Source organism: Microbacterium sp. 69-7, from assembly GCF_001897985.1.
In the GTDB taxonomy this organism is placed as follows: Bacteria; Actinomycetota; Actinomycetes; order Actinomycetales; family Microbacteriaceae; genus Microbacterium; species Microbacterium laevaniformans.
Genome location: NZ_MKRU01000057.1, coordinates 62,995 through 81,249, shown reverse-complemented (window position 1 = coordinate 81,249; position 18,255 = coordinate 62,995). Strand labels below are relative to the sequence as shown.

The following is an 18,255-nucleotide window of genomic DNA, read 5'->3' as shown; positions in this document are numbered from 1 at the left end:
ACCGGCACCGCTCAGCGTGCGAAGTACCCGCGGTAGTACTCGAAGACCCACCCGACGATGGCGACGACGAACACGCCGAGGCCGATCGGCAGCAGGAAGGTGCCGACCGCGAGACCCAGGATGCCGAGAGCCGCGGAGAACGCGAGCACCAGCGGCCACCACGACCACGGGCTGAACTCGCCCATCTCGGGATCGCCGTCATCGATGTCGGCCGTCAGGGAGTCCTCCGGCAGCTCGCCGCCCTGGGCGCGGTGCACGCGGTCGACGTAGAAGCCGATCATCGCGGCCATGAACACCGTGAACAGCAGCGCGACGCTGCCGACCCACTCGATCGCGTGGAACCACTGACGGTCGGAGTGCTCGATGATGTTCCACCCCGTGTACAGGGCGAAGCAGAGGAAGAAGAACCCGGACAGGATCCACCAGAGGTTGACGTTGGTCTTCACTTACTTGACCTTCCCCTCGGCCGTGTCCATGACGGGAGCATCGGGAGCGTCCTTCGCCGGACCGACACCGACCGGGAGCGCTGCTTCGGGGTGGTTGAGGTCGAAGGCAGGGCGCTCACTGCGAATGCGCGGAATCGAGGTGAAGTTGTGACGCGGGGGCGGGCAGCTGGTGGCCCACTCGAGCGATCCGCCGTAGCCCCAGGGGTCGTTGACCGTGACCCGCGGCGCCTTGCGCGAGGTGATCCAGACGTTCAGGAAGAACGGGATCATCGAGGCGCCCAGGATCATCGCTCCGATCGTGGACACCTGGTTCTGCCAGGTCCAGCCGTCAGCGGCCGAGTAGTCGGCGTAGCGGCGCACCATGCCGTCGACGCCCAGCCAGTGCTGGATGAGGAAGGTCATGTGGAAACCGATGAACAGCATCCAGAAATGGACCATGCCGAGTCGCTCGTTCAGCATGCGCCCCGTCCACTTGGGCCACCAGAAATAGAACCCGGCGAACATCGCGAACACGACCGTGCCGAACACCACGTAGTGGAAGTGGGCGACGACGAAGTACGAGTCGGAGAGGTGGAAGTCCAGCGGCGGGGAGGCGAGGATGACACCGGTCAGACCACCGAAGACGAACGAGACGAGGAAGCCGAGCGAGAACACCATCGGCGTCTCGAAGGTCACCGAGCCGCGCCAGAGGGTTCCGATCCAGTTGAAGATCTTCACGCCCGTCGGCACCGCGATGAGCATGGTCATGAGCGAGAAGAACGGCAGCAGCACCGAGCCGGTGACGTACATGTGGTGAGCCCACACCGACACCGACAGCGCGGCGATGGCGATCGTGGCGTAGACCAGGGTCTTGTACCCGAAGATCGGCTTACGGCTGAACACCGGGAAGATCTCCGAGACGATGCCGAAGAACGGCAGCGCGATGATGTAGACCTCGGGGTGGCCGAAGAACCAGAACAGGTGCTGCCACAGCAGCACGCCGCCGTTCGCCGGGTCGTAGATGTGGGCACCGAGCACGCGGTCGGCTGCCGCCGCGAGGATCGCCGCGGCGAGCACGGGGAACGCCATCAGAATGAGGATGCTCGTGACGAGGGTGTTCCACGAGAAGATCGGCAGACGCCACATCGTCATACCGGGCGCGCGCATCGTGATGATCGTGGTGATGAAGTTCACCGCGCCGAGGATGGTGCCGAAGCCGGACATACCGAGTCCGAGCATCCAAAGATTGCCACCGGCGCCCGGCGAGAACGACGCTCCCGCCAAGGGCTGATAGGCGAACCATCCGAACGCGGCCGCACCCTGAGGAGTCAAGAAGCCGGCGACGGCGATCACCGATCCGAAGATGAACAGCCACAGCGCGAACGCGTTCAGACGCGGGAACGCCACGTCCGGCGCGCCGATCTGCAACGGCAGGATCGCGTTGGCGAATCCGGCGAACAGTGGCGTCGCGAACATGAGCAGCATGATCGTGCCGTGCATCGTGAACAGCTGGTTGTACTGCTCCTTCGTCGGAAGGATCTGCATTCCCGGCTCGAACAGTTCGGCTCGGATGATCAGCGCCATCACGCCGCCGAGGAGGAAGAAGATCACCGACGCGATGAGGTACATGTACCCGATCGTCTTGTGGTCAGTGGAGGTGATCCACTTGACGATGATGTTGCCCTTCTGTCCCACGCGCGTGGAGCTCATCAGAGCCGCCTGACGCGGGGGCAGCGTGGTGGGGCGCGCGGAAGTCTCGCCCTGGAGAGGAAGCGTGGTCGCCATCAGTGTTGTCCCTCAGATTCGACGGGGGCTCCCGTGCCCGGGAAGTTCTGCAGCCGGTCGTAGGCCTTGTTGATGTCACCGGTCTGACCGGCGGCGCGCAGGCCTGCGAGGTACTGCTGGTACTCGGCCGGCTCGACGACCTTGACCTTGAAGAGCATCATCGAGTGGTACTGGCCGCAGAGCTCGGCGCACTTGCCGTCGTATTCACCCACGCGTGTCGGGATGAACGACCAGTAGTTGTCCTTCCCGATGTACATGTCCTTCTTGTAGAGGAAGTCGACGATCCAGAAGGAGTGGATGACATCGCGGGAGGTCAGCTTGATCTTGACCTTCTCATTGACCGGCAGGACCAGGGTCGGCAGATCGCTGGTGATGTTCCCCTGGGCGTCGGTCTGGGCCTGAACACCCATCGTCCACACGGCGTTGTCGCCGGCCTGGCAGTCGGCCTGGTCGTCGTTGTACTGGAAGTCCCAGGCCCACTGCTTGCCGATCGCCGTCACGCAGACGTCGGGGTTGTCGTACTGCGTCTCGAGCACCGCCTGGTCGCGCGCCGTGAAGGCGAAGAAGCCGAGCACGAGGATCAGCGGAACGACCGTGTAGAAGATCTCGACGGGCATGTTGTACCGCAGCTGCACCGGCAGTCCACGCTGTCCGCGACGGCGACGATAGGCGATCGCCGCCCACCCCATGAGCGACCAGGTGATGATGCCGACCACCAGAAGGACGATCCAGGAGTTCACCCACAGACCCGACACCATCTCGGTGTGGTTCGTGGCTTGCGTGCCATCGTCGGTGAAGCCCGGCAGGAAGCCGTTCAGCTCGGTGGGAGTGCATCCCGCGAGGGTGATCGCCGAGGCGATCCCGATCGGGATGACGGCGAGCCGGAGTCGGCGTTTGACGCGCACGGTGCACCTTTCGGGGTCATGAAGGTCGAACACCGTTCAGTCTAAGGCAAGCTCCCACCCGATTCAGGCCATCCGCCCAGGATGTCTGCCACTATCGGAGGGGTTTTTCCGGCCTGACCAGCGACGCCCGTATCAGTGGAAGCTGTCGCCGCAGGCGCAGCTGCCCGCGGCGTTGGGGTTGTCGATCGTGAAGCCCTGCTCGGAGATCGTGTCCTTGAAGTCGATGGTCGCGCCATCCAGGTACGGCACGGACATATCGTCGACGATGACCTCGACGCCGTCGAAGTCGACGGCCTGATCGCCGTCGAGGAAGCGCTCGTCGAAGTAGAGCTGGTAGATCAGACCCGAACATCCGCCCGGCTGCACCGCGACGCGCAGACGCAGGTCGTCGCGACCCTCCTGCTGGAGGAGATTCTTCACCTTCTCGGCCGCGGCGTCCGTCAGGAGAACGCCGTGTGCAGCCGTGGTGGCCTCGACGGGGGTGTTGGTGGCGATGTCGGTCATGGCACTCTCCGGAACCTCGTGATGATCGAAGCCGTTATCAGACGGCGGGTCGTTCTCGATTCTACGCGGCAGCGGGCACCCCGGGCCGATGACGCCCGCGCGCCGGCACGGCGGCGAGCCGTGTCACCCGCGATCGAGCTCCTCGAGCAGCAGAGCCTCGGACACGAGTGCGCGGCGGAACGTGTCCAGGTGGAGCGACTCGTTCGGGCTGTGGGCCCGTGCATGTGGATCCTCCACGCCGGTCACCAGGATCTGGGCGCCCGGGAACTCGCGCACCAGGTCCGCGATGAACGGGATCGATCCGCCGACGCCGATGTCGACCGGCTCCACGCCGTAGCCCTCCCGCAGCGCGTCGCGCGCCGACGTCACCGCGGCCCCGCTGGTGTCGACCAGGAAAGCGTCGCCGCAGTCGACATCGCGGAAGGAGAGCTCTGCGCCGAACGGGGCGTGCGCGCGAAGGTGGGCCTCGAGCGCCCCGTAGGCCTCGCGGGCAGGCTGGCCGGGAGCCACGCGCATGCTGATGACGACCGAGACTTCGGGAGAGAGCGTGTTCGACGCGTTCTTCACACTGGGAGCATCGATGCCGGTGACGGTGATGGACGGCTTGTTCCAGATGCGGCTGAGGATCGAGCCGCGGCCGATCGTGCTCACCCCGTCGGGAAGCCCGGCCTCATCGCGCAGGGTCTCCTCGGAGTAGTCGGGCGTCGGCGCCTCCCGTTCGGTGAGCCCGGCGACGCAGACCGCACCGTCGTCGTCCCAGAGCGTGGCGAGCAACTTCACGGTCGCCAGCATCGCATCGGGCACGGCGCCGCCGAACATTCCGGAGTGGGAGGCGTGCTCCAGCGTGCGCACGGTCATCGTGAAGCGTGCGTTGCCGCGCAACGACACGGTGAGCGCCGGAGTCACGGCATCCCAGTTGCCGGAGTCGGCGACGACGATGACGTCGGCGCGCAGCGCGTCGGCGTTGTCGCGGAGGAACTGCGCGAACGACGCAGAGCCGGCCTCCTCCTCCCCCTCGATGAAGAGGTTCACACCGAGGTCGATGTCGCCACCGCGTGCGTCGATGAGCGCGCGGAGGGCGCCGACATGCGCCATGATGCCGGCCTTGTCGTCGGCGGCTCCACGTCCGTAGAGGCGTCTACCGCGCACGGTCGGCTCGAAAGGCGGTGTCTCCCACAGCGACTCGTCACCGACGGGCTGAACGTCGTGGTGCGCGTACAGCAGAATCGTCGGACGCCCGTTGCGCGCTGCGCGCGTCGCGAGGACCGCGGGCATCCCCTCCGCTCCCGTCTCGGGAACGATCGCGGTCTTCACCTCGACGCGCTCGAAGATGCCGAGCTGCTCGAGCAGCCCGGCAACCGTCTCGGCGCTGCGCGACACCTCGGCCCGGTCGAAGCCGGGGAACGCCACCGACGGAATGCGCACGAGTCGCCCCAGATCGGCGAGGGCGGCGGGGACGGCCGCCTCGGCGGCATCGCGGACGGCGGTACGACGGGACAGGTCCGAGCTCATGCGGGTAATCTTAGAGCGCAGCTGCCGCGCGTTCCCGCGCGTGCGCACCACCCGTGATGACAACGAGGATCCACACCGTGGCCAAGAACCCCGCCGCTCCCGACGCCGACGCCACCGTCCCGACCGGACCCGGCAAGCACCGTCCGACGCCGTCGCGAGCCGAGCAGGAGGCCGCCCGCAAGCGTCCTCTCGTCGCCGACACGAAGGAGGCGCGGGCCCGCGCGAAGGCCGAGCTGGCCTCGCAGCGCGAGCGTGCCCGCATCGGCATGGCGAACGGCGAGGAGAAGTACCTGCCCGTTCGCGACCGCGGCCCGCAGCGCCGATTCGTCCGCGACCTCGTCGACGGCGGATGGCACCCGGGCGAGCTGCTCATGCCGCTCATGCTGATCGTGATCCTGCTCAGCCTCGTTCCGAACAAAGCCATCGTCTACTACGGGTTCGCCGCGCTCTGGCTGTACATCCTCGTGGTCGTCGTCGACATGATCATCACGAGCGTGCGGGTCAAGAAGCTCGCGCGCGAGAAGTTCGCCGACCGCACCGAGAAGGGCCTCGGCTGGTACGGCGCCATGCGCACCATTCAGATGCGCTTCATGCGCCTGCCCAAACCGCAGGTCAAGCGCGGCGGCCGACCCGTCTGAGACGTCCTCGACGATGCCGGACTCCCCTACCGAGGGCGCGACGACGAGTCGGAGGCCGACGGAGCAGTCCACTCCTCGCGCCGCGCACCAGTGGCGAGTCTGGTTCGTCGTCGTGCCCGCACTCATGGGCGTCGTGCTCTGCGCCGCGGGCGCACTGCTCGTCACTCCGACAAGCGACGGCGGATTCTCGGCCTACCTCTGCGTCATCATCGGCGGCTGGGCAGTCGGTTTCGCCCTCGTCAATGCGCTGAACGCCTGGCCAGAGCGGTGGCAGTGGGGAGGGCACGTCGCACTCGCCCTCGGGGGCATCGCGCTGCTGGCATCGACCACTCCTCTCATCCGGACCCTCGGATCGCTGCCGGAACCGTGGCCTCGCTCACTTTCCGTCGTCGCGCTCGGCATCCCACCGGCCGGTGGATGGGTGCTGATCACCCTCCTCGGTCGAATCTCCGGACGGTTCGACCGCGCCGCCGAGCGACGCGCGGCGGCCCTGGCGGAGCCCACGTGGAGCGGGGCGGATCGTCGTCCCGAAGTCACGGTGAACGCCGCGCGCTTCACGACAGCGGCGCTGACGGCTCTCGCCGTCGGAGCGGTGGTCGTCGTCGGCGCGCTCAGCGCGGTGGTCGTGATCGTCACCGAACGCTGGCTCCTCCGCCTGCCCCCGCTCATGATCGTCGTCGCTTTGGGCCTCTTCGTCGGGATGCCGGTGTACGCGGCGATCTGGGGAGTCGTCAACAGTCGGCGCCTGCCCGTGACGCTTCGGTGGCACACCGGGGCGCTCGTCGTGGATGCCGAGGACCGCTGGACCGTTCCGTACCCGATGATCCAGAGCGTGATCTGGCGCTCGCAAGGCGATACTGCGCGCTTCGAGGTGCACACCGCGACCCGCAGCGAGACATTCCTCGTGGGCATGGTGCGCCAGCGAAACGGTAGAGCTTCACAGCTGCCGCCGCTCATGCACCGGATGCGCCGGGTACTCGAGGAGTCTGGACTGCGCCCCCACGAGCGGCGCGGCACTCTGCGCTACACGCGGAGCGCGCCGACGAACACGGTCAGCGGGTCCGGCGCGCCGCCACCAGCCCTCGGTTGATCTGACGCGCCCAGAGGGGCCCGCGGTAGATGAAGCCGGTGTATCCCTGTACGAGGGTGGCCCCGGCATCCAGCCGCTGCTGCACGTCGTCGGCGTCTTCCACGCCTCCGGCGGAGATGATGCAGAACCCCTCAGGCACGACCGCGCGCACGATCTTCAAGACCTCCAGCGCACGACCGCGCAGCGGGGCCCCGGAGAGGCCGCCCGCACCCATCGCCACAACAGCGGAGGCGTCCGCCGTGAGGCCTTCGCGTGAAATCGTCGTATTGGTCGCGACGAGCCCGGCCAGGCCGAGGTCGACCGCCAGACGCGCCACCGCCTCGACCTCGTCGTCCGGGAGGTCGGGGGCGATCTTCACGAGCAGGGGGGTGGCGCCTGCGGCATCCCGAACCGCCTCTAGGAGGGGGCGCAACGTCTCCACGGCCTGCAGCCCACGCAGACCGGGGGTGTTGGGCGAGGAGACGTTGACGACGAGGTAGTCCGCAGCCGGAGCGACCAGCTTCGTGCTGGTGACGTAGTCGGCCGTGGCGTGCTCGACATCGACGATGCGACTCTTGCCGATGTTCGCACCGAGCACGGCGCGGCGGGCTCGACGGCGCGATCGGCTGAGCCTGCGGGCAGCCGCCGAGGCGCCCGCGTTGTTGAAGCCCATGCGGTTGATCAGGCCTCTGTCGGCGATGAGGCGGAAGAGGCGTGGACGCGGGTTTCCCTCCTGCGGCACCGCCGTCACGGTGCCCACTTCGACATGACCGAAGCCGAGCGCGAACAGGCCCTCACTCATCACGGCGTTCTTGTCGAAGCCTGCGGCGACACCGAACGGCGAGTCGAAGTCAATCCCGAGGGCGCGCGTGCGCAGGGACGGGTCCGGCGCCGTCAGCGCCCGCACGATCGGACGCAGCGGCCAGATGCCGAATGCACGGATGACGGGGATGACGAGGTGGTGGGCCCGCTCGGGGTCCATGTGCGCGAAGACGGTGCGGAAGATGAAGGCGTACATCGGATCTCAGCCTAGGGCGCGCCCAGGGTCGTCCCGCGCGCGACGGCCGTGACTACTCCGTCGCCTCCGCCGCGTGGTCGGCGCGCAGCTGCGCGATCGAGGCCTCGAAGTCCTCCAGCGAGTCGAAAGCCTGGTACACGCTGGCGAAGCGCAGATAGGCCACCTCGTCGAGGTCGCGCAGCGGGCCGAGGATGGTCAGACCGATCTCGTTCGTGTCGATCTGCGACGCGCCGGTCTGGCGCACCGCCTCCTCCACCGCTTGAGCGAGCATCGCCAGATCGCCTTCGGTCACCGGGCGCCCCTGGCAGGCTTTGCGAACGCCGGACATCACCTTCTCGCGACTGAACGGCTCGATGACGCCGGAGCGCTTGATGACGTTGAGACTGGCGGTCTCGACGGTCGTGAACCGGCCTCCGCACTGCGGGCATTGGCGGCGACGGCGGATGCTGAGACCGTCATCGCTGGTACGGGAATCGATCACGCGCGAATCGGCGTGACGGCAGAACGGGCAATGCACGCGTCACTCCCCCGCCGAAAGGTCCGCGAACCGCGCAGTGACCGCTTCGCCGTGCGCCGGCAGCGCCTCGGCGACCGCCAGCGCGACGATGTCGTCGTGGGCCGCCCGCAGCGCTTCGCGGTCGTACACGATGACCTGCTGCGGACGCAGAAACGTCGCCGCCGACAGGCCCGCCGCGTACCGGGGCTGCCCGCCCGTCGGGAGCACGTGGTTGCTACCGGCCAGGTAGTCCCCGAGGCTCACGGGCGAGTACGCACCGACGAACACCGCACCGGCATTGACGAAGTCCTCCGGACGAGGGTCGCGCAGGTGCAGTTCGAGATGCTCCGGTGCGTACGCGTTGCTGAAGGCCGTGGCTGCCGCGAGATCATCGACCAGGACGACCGCCGACTGCGGACCGTTGAGCGCTTCGGTCGCGCGGGCCGCGTTGCGGGTGCGTGAGACCCGCTCCACGACCTCAGCACGCACACGATCCGCCAACTCCTGCGACCAGGTGACAAGCACCGCCGATGCCTGCTCATCGTGCTCGGCCTGACTGATGAGATCGACGGCGACCAGTGCAGCATCGGCGTGCTCATCGGCGACGATCAGGATCTCCGTCGCGCCGGCTTCGGAATCCGTTCCGACGAGCCCGCCGACAGCGCGCTTGGCCGCTGCGACGAAGTTGTTGCCAGGGCCGGTGACGACGTCGACGGGCTCCAGGCCGATGCTGTCCACGCCGTACGCGTAGGCGCCGACCGCGCCGGCCCCGCCCATGGCGTAGACCTCCGTCACGCCGAGAAGTCGCGCGGCGGCGAGGATGTCGGGATGCACCCTTCCGCCGGCATCGGCTTGGGGCGGCGACGCGAGCGCGACCTCGCCGACGCCGGCGACCTGAGCGGGAACGACGTTCATGACGACGCTCGACGGATACACCGCCTTGCCGCCGGGCACGTAGACACCCGCGCGGCGAACGGGCTGCCAGCGCTGTTCGACGCGGCCGCCGGGGACGATCTCGGTCATCGCCGCAGCGGGAACCTGGGCGGCAGAGGCCAGCCGCACGCGGCGGATCATCTCCTCGATCGCTCGCCGTACCCCCGGGTCGAGACGCTCGAGCGCGTCGTCGAGGTGCGCGGCGGGAACGCGAATGGCGTGATCCTCGACGCGATCGAAGCGCGCCGCCTGCTCCCGCAACGCCGCTTCTCCGCGCAGGCGCACGTCGTCGACGATCTCGAAGGCCGCCTGGAGGGCTTCGGCGCGGGCGGCTTGAGCACGGGGCACAGCAGCAATCCACTGCGCGGTCGTCAACTCGCGACCGCGGACATCAATGGTGTGGAGCATCGTTCCAGGCTACCCGCGTGTGACGCCGGAGACGTCCGTGAGGTAGCCGATGCGGCCGTCCTCGTGACGGACGACGAAGCGATCACCGCGATCCTCGATGACCAACGCCCATGCCGTCGGTCCGATGCGGAACAGCGGTGTGCCGTGTTCATCGACGACGTCGCGCTCGACGGGAACGAGGGCCCAGAAGGCCTGCGACGGGCTGGGGGCGAGCACCGTCTCGTCCAAGACGGTGGTCTCCGACGTCGGCTCCGCGACGGGTGCGGCGCCATCGCTCTGGGCCCCGTCAGCGTGGGCGTCGGTCAGCGGCGTCGCGACGGGGCCCGAGTACGGCGCCCGCTGCGTCGCAGGACGGGCTACGACAGGGCGAGCGGGGCTCGCATACCGGTGGGCGGGCACCTGCGAGCGATGCTGGAAGTCCTCGCCGATGGTCGGCAGAAGCGGCGCGAAGACGGTGAGCACGACGCCGGCCAGCATGAGGATGAACTCCGCCCAGACGACCCAGGTCGCGAGGAAGACGCTTCCTCCGCCCACCGAGACGAACGAGCTCCAGAGGATGCCGAGCCAGATGATCGACGAGACCGAGAAGGCGACCGAGGCGAACTGATCGATTCCGAGCGAGCCGACGCGGCGGATGCCCTGCGGCGAGAGTCGACGCAGGCCGATCAGGAACACGGCGACCGTCGGCACGCCGATCGTGAGCAGCCAGTCGATGCCCGTCCAGACCGACGTCCCCCAACCGCGGTTGCCGTAGCTGTAGATCGGGAAGAACGAGACGACGAATGCGACGAGCCAGACCGCGCCGAGCGCGACTTCGCGAATCGAGAACGGGCCCACCCCGTACTGCGCGGGAGCGGACTCATCGACACCGTCCGGTCCGTCGGTCATCGCCTCGAATGCCTCGGCGAAGGTGACGGTCGAGACGTCCGGCGCGGAGGTCGCGGCGTGCTCATCAGCGTCGGCAGTGCCGGCGGCGGCATCCGAAACCGGAGTCTCGTCGGCGGCATGCTCTTGACCGCTCGATGACTCTGCGGCAACGGCGACGTCGTGCTCCTCGCCGGTGCTCTCATCGGCGCTGTCGGGGGTGGGCTTCTCGTCGGTCACGTCACGCATCCTTCCGGAACAGAACTCGACTGGGATCCTACCTGGCCGATCACAAGCTCAGCCCAGACACTGCGGACCGAGCAGGCCTTTCAACTCGCCGTAGAGGTCGACGGTGACACGCACCTGGGCCGGCACTTCGAACACCTTCGCGACACCGCTCTTATGCAGCTTGAGGGTGACCTCTGTGTCACCGGGGTGACGGGAGAACACCTGCGCCAACTGCGTGACCGTCGACTCCGTGGCGCGATGCTCGGGCATGAGGAGCACCAAGGAGCCGGTGGCATCGACCGAACCGAGGTCGGGCGAGAACGCCGACTGCCCGTGCAGGTTCAGCCCGTCATCGCGCCGGGAGACACGACCGCGCACCACCAGGATGCTGTCGGCGACGAGCATCGACTGGAACTCCGTATAGGTCTTGCCCATGAACATCACGGTCACTTCTCCGTCGAAGTCTTCGACCGTGATCATGCCGTAGGGGTTGCCGCTCTGTTTTGCGACGCGGTGCTGCACGCTCGTGACGAGGCCGGCCACCGTGACGATGTCGCCGTCGTTGACGTCATCCGAGGCCAGGAGGTCGTGGATGGACGTGGACGCGTGTTTGGCCAAGGGGATCTCGAGCCCGGCGAGCGGGTGATCGGACACGTACAACCCGAGCATCTCCCGCTCGAAGGCGAGCTTGTCCTTCTTGGTCCACTCCGGCCGGGGCGGCACCTTCGGAGGCACCGCTTCCTCTGCCGCGTCGTAGAGGGAGTCGAAATCGAAGCCGATCGCGCCTTGAGCCTCGTTGCGCTTGCGGTCCACCGCCGCCTCGACCGCGTCTTCGTGCACCTCCAGGAGGGCCCGCCGAGTGTCGCCCATCGAGTCGAACGCGCCGGCCTTGATGAGCGACTCGACCGTGCGCTTGTTGGCGACGTGCATCGGCACCGTGTCGAGGAAGTGGTGGAAGCTGGAGAATCCCTCGTCGCCGCGGGCCTCGACGATGCCGTCGACGACGTTCGCCCCGACGTTGCGGACGGCGCCCAGCCCGAAGCGGATATCTTCGCCCACGGCCGCGAAGTAGCGGATCGACTCGCTGACATCGGGCGGGAGCACCCGGATACCCATTCGCCGACACTCGTTGAGGTACACGGCCATCTTGTCCTTGGAGTCTCCGACGCTCGTGAGCAGCGCCGCCATGTACTCGGCGGGATAGTGGGCCTTCAGGTACGCCGTCCAGTAGGAGACCAGACCGTAGGCGGCGGAGTGGGCCTTGTTGAAGGCGTAGTCGGAGAAGGGCAGCAGGATGTCCCAGAGCGCCTGAACGGCACCTTCGCCATAACCGCGTTCCTTCATGCCTCCGGAGAAGCCCTCGTACTGCTTGTCGAGCTCGGACTTCTTCTTCTTCCCCATCGCGCGACGCAGGATGTCGGCCTGTCCGAGGGAGAACCCGGCGACCTTCTGCGCGATCGCCATGACCTGCTCCTGATAGATGATCAGGCCGTAGGTGGTGTCGAGGATGTCGCGCAGCGGCTCTTCGAGCTCGGGATGGATGGGAGTGATCGGCTGCTGACCGTTCTTGCGCAGCGCGTAGTTGGTGTGCGAGTTCGCGCCCATCGGGCCGGGACGGTAGAGGGCGATGACGGCGGAGATGTCCTCGAAGTTGTCCGGTTTCATCAACCGCAGCAGGGCACGCATGGGACCACCGTCGAGCTGGAAGACACCGAGGGTGTCTCCTCGCGTGAGCAGGTCGTACGCCGCGCGATCGTCGAGCGTCAGGTGCTCCAGGTCGAGTTCCTCCCCACGGTTCATCCGGATGTTGTCGAGCGCGTCCGAGATGATCGTGAGGTTGCGAAGCCCGAGGAAGTCCATCTTGATGAGGCCGAGCGCCTCGCACGACGGATAGTCGAACTGGGTGACGATCTGGCCGTCCTGCTCGCGGCGCATGATCGGGATGATGTCCAGCAGCGGCTCGCTGGACATGATCACGCCGGCAGCATGCACGCCCCACTGCCTCTTCAGGCCTTCCAGGCCCAGCGCGCGGTCGAAGACGGTCTTCGCGTCGGGATCCGTGTCGATGAGCGAGCGGAACTCGCTCGCCTCCTTGAAGCGCGGATGAGCGGTGTCGAACATGCCGGACAGCGGCATGTCCTTGCCCATGACGGCGGGCGGCATCGCCTTGGTCAGCCGCTCCCCCATGCTGAACGGGAAGCCGAGCACGCGACCGGCATCCTTGAGCGCCTGCTTCGATTTGATCGTGCCGTAGGTGACGATCTGGGCGACGCGTTCGGAGCCGTACTTGGCGGTGACATAGTCGATCACCTCGCCGCGGCGACGATCGTCGAAGTCGACGTCGAAGTCGGGCATGGACACACGGTCGGGGTTGAGGAAGCGCTCGAAGATCAGCCCGTGCTCGAGCGGGTCGAGGTCGGTGATGCGCATGGCGTACGCCACCATGGAGCCCGCTCCCGATCCGCGACCGGGCCCGACACGGATGCCGTTGTCCTTCGCCCAGTTGATGAAGTCGGCGACGACGAGGAAGTACCCCGGGAAGCCCATCTGCAAGATGATGCCGGTCTCGTACTCGGCCTGCTTGCGAACCTTGTCGGGGATGCCGTCCGGATATCGGTAGTGCAGGCCCGCCTCGACCTCTTTGATCAGCCAGCTGTCCTCGGTCTCCCCCTGCGGAACCGGGAACCGAGGCATGTAGTTCGCCGAGGTGTTGAACTCCACCTCGCATCGCTCCGCGATGAGCAGCGTGTTGTCGCAGGCCTCGGGGTGATCGCGGAAGAGCTGGCGCATCTCGGCGGCAGTCTTGATGTAGTAGCCGTCGCCGTCGAACTTGAATCGGTTGGGATCGTCGAGCGTGGATCCGGACTGCACGCACAGGAGGGCCTCGTGAGCGTCGGCCTCGTGCTGGTGCGTGTAGTGCGAGTCATTGGTCGCGACGAGCGGGATGTCGAGGTCCTTCGCGAGGCGGATGAGGTCGGTCATCACGCGCCGCTCGATCGACAGGCCGTGGTCCATGATCTCGGCGAAGTAGTTCTCCTTGCCGAAGATGTCCTGGAACTCCGCAGCGGCCGCACGAGCGGCGTCGTACTGCCCCAAGCGCAGACGTGTCTGCACCTCTCCCGACGGGCAGCCGGTCGTCGCGATGAGTCCCTTGCCGTACGTCTGCAGCAGCTCCCGATCCATGCGCGGCTTGAAGTAGTACCCCTCCATGCTCGACAGCGAGCTCAGCCGGAAGAGGTTGTGCATCCCCTCCGTGCTCTGGCTCCACATCGTCATATGGGTGTACGCGCCCGATCCCGAGACGTCATCGCTCTTCTGATCGGGCGAGCCCCACGCCACTCTCGACTTGTCGCTGCGGTGCGTGCCCGGCGTCACGTACGCTTCCAGCCCGATGATGGGCTTCACACCGGCCGCCTTGGCCGCGTTGTAGAACTCGAACGCCGCGAATGTGTTGCCGTGGTCGGTGACGGCGATCGCCGGCATCCCATACTCGGCCGCGGCCTGCGTCATGGCCCCGATCTTGGCCGCTCCGTCGAGCATCGAGTACTCGCTGTGCACGTGCAGATGAACGAAGGAGTCGGTTGCCACACATCGAGTCTACGAAGGCCTCGGACATCCTCGGGCGGACGGCCCGGCGCCTGTGCCGAGCTCACCTCACCCTCAACTTGAAGGTGAGGCGCTTAGGCTGAGGCCATGGCCACTCCCGAGTTCGTCCTGTCACTGCGCGAGAAGATCGGCACGGCGCCGCTGCCGCTGGTCGGCGTGACAGCCGTGGTGTTCAAGGACGAGAAGGTGCTCCTCGGGAAGCGGGCGGACAACGGGGCATGGCAGTGCGTGTCGGGCATCGTCGATCCCGGCGAGGAGCCCGCCGACGCGGCCGTGCGCGAGTGCCGGGAAGAGGCGGGTATCGGCGTGCGCGCCGTGCGTCTCGCTCTCGTCCACCAGCTGCCCCGCACGACCTACGCCAACGGGGACCAGGTCGACTACCTCGACCTCGTCTTCCGCTGCGACTGGGTGTCGGGCGAGCCGTTCCCCGCCGACGGGGAACTGACCGAGGTGGGCTGGTACGGACTCGGCGAGCTGACCGAGGTGGATCCGGCCGACGTCCGCAAGATCGCGTTGGCGATCGCCGAGGACGATCCGGCTTCGTTCTCCGGCGGGCGCTGACGCGTCAACGCCCTCGGGCGGCGAGGATGTCTGCGCGCACCTGACGGCGGATGACCTTGCCGACCAGAGAACGCGGCAGCACCGGCACCTGGACGACTGAGCGTGGAACCTTGTACGCCGCCAGGTGGGCGCGTGCGAACGAGCGCAGCTCTTCGGCGTCGAACACCGTCTCTTCGCGCATCACCACAGCCGCCGTCACCGTCTCCGACCCGTCCGAGCGCGGGATGCCGACGACAGCCGCGTCCGCGACGTCGGGATGCAGCAGCAGCGCGTTCTCGACCTCACTCGGACTGATGTTGAACCCGCCGCTGATGATCAGCTCCTTGAGGCGGTCCACGACGGTCACGAAGCCCTCGGCATCCACCGTCACGATGTCGCCGGTGCGCAGCCATCCGCCCGCCAGCAGCGTGCTGGCCGTATCTTCCGGTCGGTTCCAGTACCCCTGGAAGACCTGGGGTCCGCGCACGAGAAGCTCGCCCTCGGCGCCGTCGGCGACGTCACGCGTCGGATCCGCGGGGTCCACGACGCGGATCTCGGTGCTCGGGAACGGCACGCCGACCGTGCCCGGCCGGCGCAGCGGCCCCATCGGATTGCCGACGCTGATCGGCGACGACTCGGTCATGCCGTAGCCCTCCACGATGATGCCGTGGGTCGCCTCCTCCCACCGCAGCACGGTCGACGGCGGCAGGGCCATGGCACCGGAGATCGCGTTGCGCAGGCTCGAGAGGTCGATGCCGGCGCGCACGGCAGCCCGCGCCAGGGCGTCGTAGATGGGCGGTACCGCGGCGAGGAAGGTCGGTGGCGTGCGACGCATCGCGTCGAGGGTGAGGGTGACGTCGAACGTCGGAAACAGCACGATGCGCGCTCCGAGCGAGAGCGCCGTGGTCAAGCACAACGTCAGACCGTACGCGTGGAAGAGCGGGAGCACGGCGTAGAAGACCTCACGCCCCGGCACCAGATCCGGCACCCAGGCGGCCGACTGGGCCGCGTTCGAGCGCAGGTTGCGGTGGGTGAGCATGGCGGCTTTCGGGACCCCCGTGGTGCCGCTCGTCAGCTGCAGAGCGGCGAGGTCGTCGAGCTGCGGACGCGGCGTGCGCCGGCGCACCGGGCGATGCGACGCCACCCGTGTCCAGGTGAGCACGTCCTTCGCGCGGGGAGTCGTGGTCAGCGCTGCCCTCGAGGCACGCGCCTTCGCGACGGGAAGACGCAGGGCAGCCCGCGTGCGGATCGGCATCGCGTCGGTCATCCGCACCGCGACGACCTGGCTTGGGCGGATGTCGGAGGGGAACTCGGCGATCGTGTCGGCCACGGCATCCCACACGATCGCAACCTGCGCGTGATGCACTTCGAACTGATGGCGCAGCTCCGGCGCGGTGTATCGCGGGTTGTGTTCCACGACGATCGCGCCGAGCCGCAGCACGGCGTAGAACGCGACGACATGCTGCGGGCAGTTCGGGAGGATCAGCGCGACGCGATCGCCGGGCGCGACGCCCAGGCGTCTCAAGCCCTCGGCTGCCCTGGCGACCTGGTCTCCGAGTTCGCGATACGTGGTGACCGCTCCGAAGAACTCCAATGCGGGCCGACGCGGGTAGCGGCGGACGGAGTCATCGAGCATGTCGACGAGGGTCTGCGCGACCGGTTCGATCTCGGCGGGCACCCCCGGCGCGTAGGAGGAGAGCCAAGGACGGTCGGACAGCGACATCCCTCCAGGCTAGGCACCCTTACGTACGTCCGCCGGCATGAGTCGAAGCTCAGCCCCGGAGGACGTCCAGCGCGTGCGCGAGATCGGCCGGATAATCGCTCCTGAACGTGACCCATTCGGTCGTGGCCGGGTGCGCGAAGGAGAGCTCGTGCGCGTGCAGCCACTGCCGGGTGAGCCCGAGGCGCGCCGACAACGTCGGGTCGGCGCCGTAGAGCGGGTCTCCCACGCACGGATGGCGATGGGCCGCCATGTGCACGCGGATCTGGTGGGTGCGTCCCGTCTCCAGATGGATCTCCAGGAGGGATGCCGAGGGGAACGCCTCGAGCGTCTCGTAGTGGGTGATCGAGTCCTTGCCGTCGGGAGTGACGGCGAACTTCCACGAATGCGACGGGTGGCGACCGATGGGCGCATCGATCGTTCCGGAGAGCGGATCGGGGTGCCCCTGCACGACGGCATGGTAGATCTTCTCGACCTCGCGCTCTTTGAACGCGCGCTTGAGCGCGGTGTACGCGCGCTCCGATTTGGCGACGACCATGAGGCCGCTCGTACCGACATCGAGGCGGTGTACGACGCCCTGACGCTCGGCGGCACCCGTGGTGGCGATGCGGAAGCCGGCAGCCGCCAGCGCACCGAGGACCGTCGGGCCTTCCCAACCGAGGGAGGGATGCGCAGCGACGCCGGAGGGTTTGTCGACGACCACGATCTCATCGTCGTCGTAGACGATGCCGAGGTCCGGGACGGCCACCGGGACGATCTCCGGTTCGCGCCGCTCCTCCCACTCCACCTCGAGCCAGCCCGCTGCGCGCAGGCGGTCGGATTTGCCCAGCGCGCGGCCGTCCATCCGCACCCCGCCAGCCTCGGCGACCTCAGCGGCGAAGGAGCGGGAGAACCCCAGCATCTTGGCCAGCGCGGCATCCACACGGGAGCCGTCGAGGCCGTCGGGCACGGGCAGGACGCGAGACGGCATCAGGCCTCGCGCGGAGCGGTCGTCGTGTCGTCCGCACCTGTGGCGGTGGGCTCCGTCGCGGCGGACTGGTCGGCTGCGCGGCGCTCGCGAGTGCCGTCGAGGCGAACGCCGATCAGTACCAACAGCGCGACGCCGATCATCATCGTCACGATGAACATGTCGGCGACGTTGTAGATGGCGGGATTCATGCCCAGCCACATCCACGGCGTGTTGATGAAATCGACGACGTGCCCGACGAGGAAGCCGGGGTCACGGAAAAGGCGGTCGCTGAGGTTGCCCAGGATTCCGCCGAGCAGCAGACCCAGCACGATCGCCCACACACGCGAACGCACCCGCGTCACCGTCAGGGAGACGATGACGACGGCGGCGACCGTCATGACGATCGTGAAGATCCACGTCTGACCTTCGAGGAGGGAGAAGGCGGCGCCGGGGTTGCGTGTCAGATAGAACTGGAGTGCGTCGCCCCAGACCGGCACGGGCTGCTGGAACGGAAGAGTGGTGAGGGCCAGATACTTGGCGAACTGGTCAGCGGCCAGCACCAGCGCCGCGAGAATCGCGACGATGGCACCGGCCGCTGCCCTGTTCAGGCTCCGACGCGGAGCACTGCGCTCTGTGGCGTGGTCCGTCACCGGGC

The 18,255-nt window shown here is 67.7% G+C and carries 16 protein-coding genes; 3 read left to right on the top strand and 13 right to left on the bottom strand.

Features of this window, described 5'->3' with window-relative positions; translation table 11 throughout:
- Positions 1-11: 11 nt before the first annotated feature.
- The 5 genes from BGN98_RS05325 to BGN98_RS05305 form a co-directional block, all read right to left on the bottom strand.
- The gene (locus tag BGN98_RS05325; RefSeq protein ID WP_005049192.1) at positions 12-446 is read right to left on the bottom strand and encodes a cytochrome c oxidase subunit 4; all 435 of its coding nucleotides are present in this window, start codon (positions 444-446) and stop codon (positions 12-14) included.
- Positions 447-2,210, bottom strand: coding sequence for an aa3-type cytochrome oxidase subunit I (gene ctaD, locus BGN98_RS05320; protein WP_005049190.1), 1,764 nt, complete (start codon positions 2,208-2,210; stop codon positions 447-449).
- A complete protein-coding gene (ctaC, locus tag BGN98_RS05315) occupies positions 2,210-3,115 on the bottom strand; it encodes an aa3-type cytochrome oxidase subunit II (protein ID WP_121190186.1) in 906 nt (301 codons plus the stop codon). Before ctaC ends, ctaD begins: the two co-directional genes overlap by 1 nt.
- Before the next feature lie 132 nt (positions 3,116-3,247).
- Positions 3,248-3,619 carry an iron-sulfur cluster insertion protein ErpA gene (gene erpA, locus BGN98_RS05310; RefSeq protein WP_036287992.1) on the bottom strand — a complete coding sequence of 124 codons (372 nt, stop codon included), beginning with the start codon at positions 3,617-3,619 and terminating at the stop codon, positions 3,248-3,250.
- Between the two features lie 123 nt (positions 3,620-3,742).
- Positions 3,743-5,131 (bottom strand): dipeptidase, encoded by a 1,389-nt coding sequence (locus BGN98_RS05305; protein ID WP_288120037.1) that lies wholly within the window; start codon positions 5,129-5,131, stop codon positions 3,743-3,745.
- A 77-nt stretch (positions 5,132-5,208) separates the two neighbouring features.
- Between BGN98_RS05305 and BGN98_RS05300 the strand changes: the two genes are divergently transcribed.
- Complete coding sequence (locus tag BGN98_RS05300; RefSeq protein WP_288120036.1) at positions 5,209-5,769, top strand: DUF3043 domain-containing protein; 561 nt, start codon at positions 5,209-5,211, stop codon at positions 5,767-5,769.
- A gap of 13 nt (positions 5,770-5,782) precedes the next feature.
- Positions 5,783-6,859, top strand: coding sequence for a hypothetical protein (locus BGN98_RS05295; RefSeq protein ID WP_288120035.1), 1,077 nt, complete (start codon positions 5,783-5,785; stop codon positions 6,857-6,859).
- Here BGN98_RS05295 and BGN98_RS05290 read toward each other — a convergent pair.
- Genes BGN98_RS05290 through dnaE form a run of 5 tightly spaced genes read right to left on the bottom strand, consistent with a single transcriptional unit; the run spans position 6,822 to position 14,325 of the window.
- Positions 6,822-7,856 (bottom strand): quinone-dependent dihydroorotate dehydrogenase, encoded by a 1,035-nt coding sequence (locus BGN98_RS05290; RefSeq protein ID WP_288120034.1) that lies wholly within the window; start codon positions 7,854-7,856, stop codon positions 6,822-6,824. The genes BGN98_RS05295 and BGN98_RS05290 overlap by 38 nt on opposite strands.
- Positions 7,857-7,908: 52 nt before the next feature.
- Positions 7,909-8,373: a transcriptional regulator NrdR gene (nrdR, locus tag BGN98_RS05285; RefSeq protein WP_036288013.1), complete on the bottom strand. Its 465-nt coding sequence runs from the start codon at positions 8,371-8,373 to the stop codon at positions 7,909-7,911.
- Positions 8,374-8,376: 3 nt separating this feature from the next.
- Positions 8,377-9,693 carry a histidinol dehydrogenase gene (hisD, locus tag BGN98_RS05280; protein WP_288120031.1) on the bottom strand — a complete coding sequence of 439 codons (1,317 nt, stop codon included), beginning with the start codon at positions 9,691-9,693 and terminating at the stop codon, positions 8,377-8,379.
- Positions 9,694-9,702: 9 nt separating this feature from the next.
- Positions 9,703-10,797, bottom strand: a complete 1,095-nt coding sequence (locus BGN98_RS05275) for a hypothetical protein (RefSeq protein ID WP_502687813.1) — start codon at positions 10,795-10,797, stop codon at positions 9,703-9,705.
- 57 nt (positions 10,798-10,854) lie between these two features.
- A complete protein-coding gene (gene dnaE, locus BGN98_RS05270) occupies positions 10,855-14,325 on the bottom strand; it encodes a DNA polymerase III subunit alpha (protein ID WP_502687815.1) in 3,471 nt (1,156 codons plus the stop codon).
- Between the two features lie 153 nt (positions 14,326-14,478).
- Here dnaE and BGN98_RS05265 point away from each other — a divergent pair, with 153 nt between their 5' ends.
- The gene (locus BGN98_RS05265; RefSeq protein ID WP_016465351.1) at positions 14,479-14,952 is read left to right on the top strand and encodes an NUDIX hydrolase; all 474 of its coding nucleotides are present in this window, start codon (positions 14,479-14,481) and stop codon (positions 14,950-14,952) included.
- Between the two features lie 4 nt (positions 14,953-14,956).
- On the opposite strand, the gene BGN98_RS05260 is transcribed toward BGN98_RS05265, so the two are convergent.
- Genes BGN98_RS05260 through BGN98_RS05250 form a run of 3 tightly spaced genes read right to left on the bottom strand, consistent with a single transcriptional unit; the run spans position 14,957 to position 18,250 of the window.
- Positions 14,957-16,654, bottom strand: a complete 1,698-nt coding sequence (locus tag BGN98_RS05260; RefSeq protein WP_288120025.1) for a long-chain-fatty-acid--CoA ligase — start codon at positions 16,652-16,654, stop codon at positions 14,957-14,959.
- A 49-nt stretch (positions 16,655-16,703) separates the two neighbouring features.
- Complete coding sequence (locus tag BGN98_RS05255; protein ID WP_016465353.1) at positions 16,704-17,621, bottom strand: RluA family pseudouridine synthase; 918 nt, start codon at positions 17,619-17,621, stop codon at positions 16,704-16,706.
- The gene (locus tag BGN98_RS05250) at positions 17,621-18,250 is read right to left on the bottom strand and encodes a signal peptidase II (RefSeq protein WP_036288025.1); all 630 of its coding nucleotides are present in this window, start codon (positions 18,248-18,250) and stop codon (positions 17,621-17,623) included. The genes BGN98_RS05255 and BGN98_RS05250 overlap by 1 nt, the downstream gene beginning before the upstream one ends.
- Positions 18,251-18,255 lie beyond the last annotated feature (5 nt).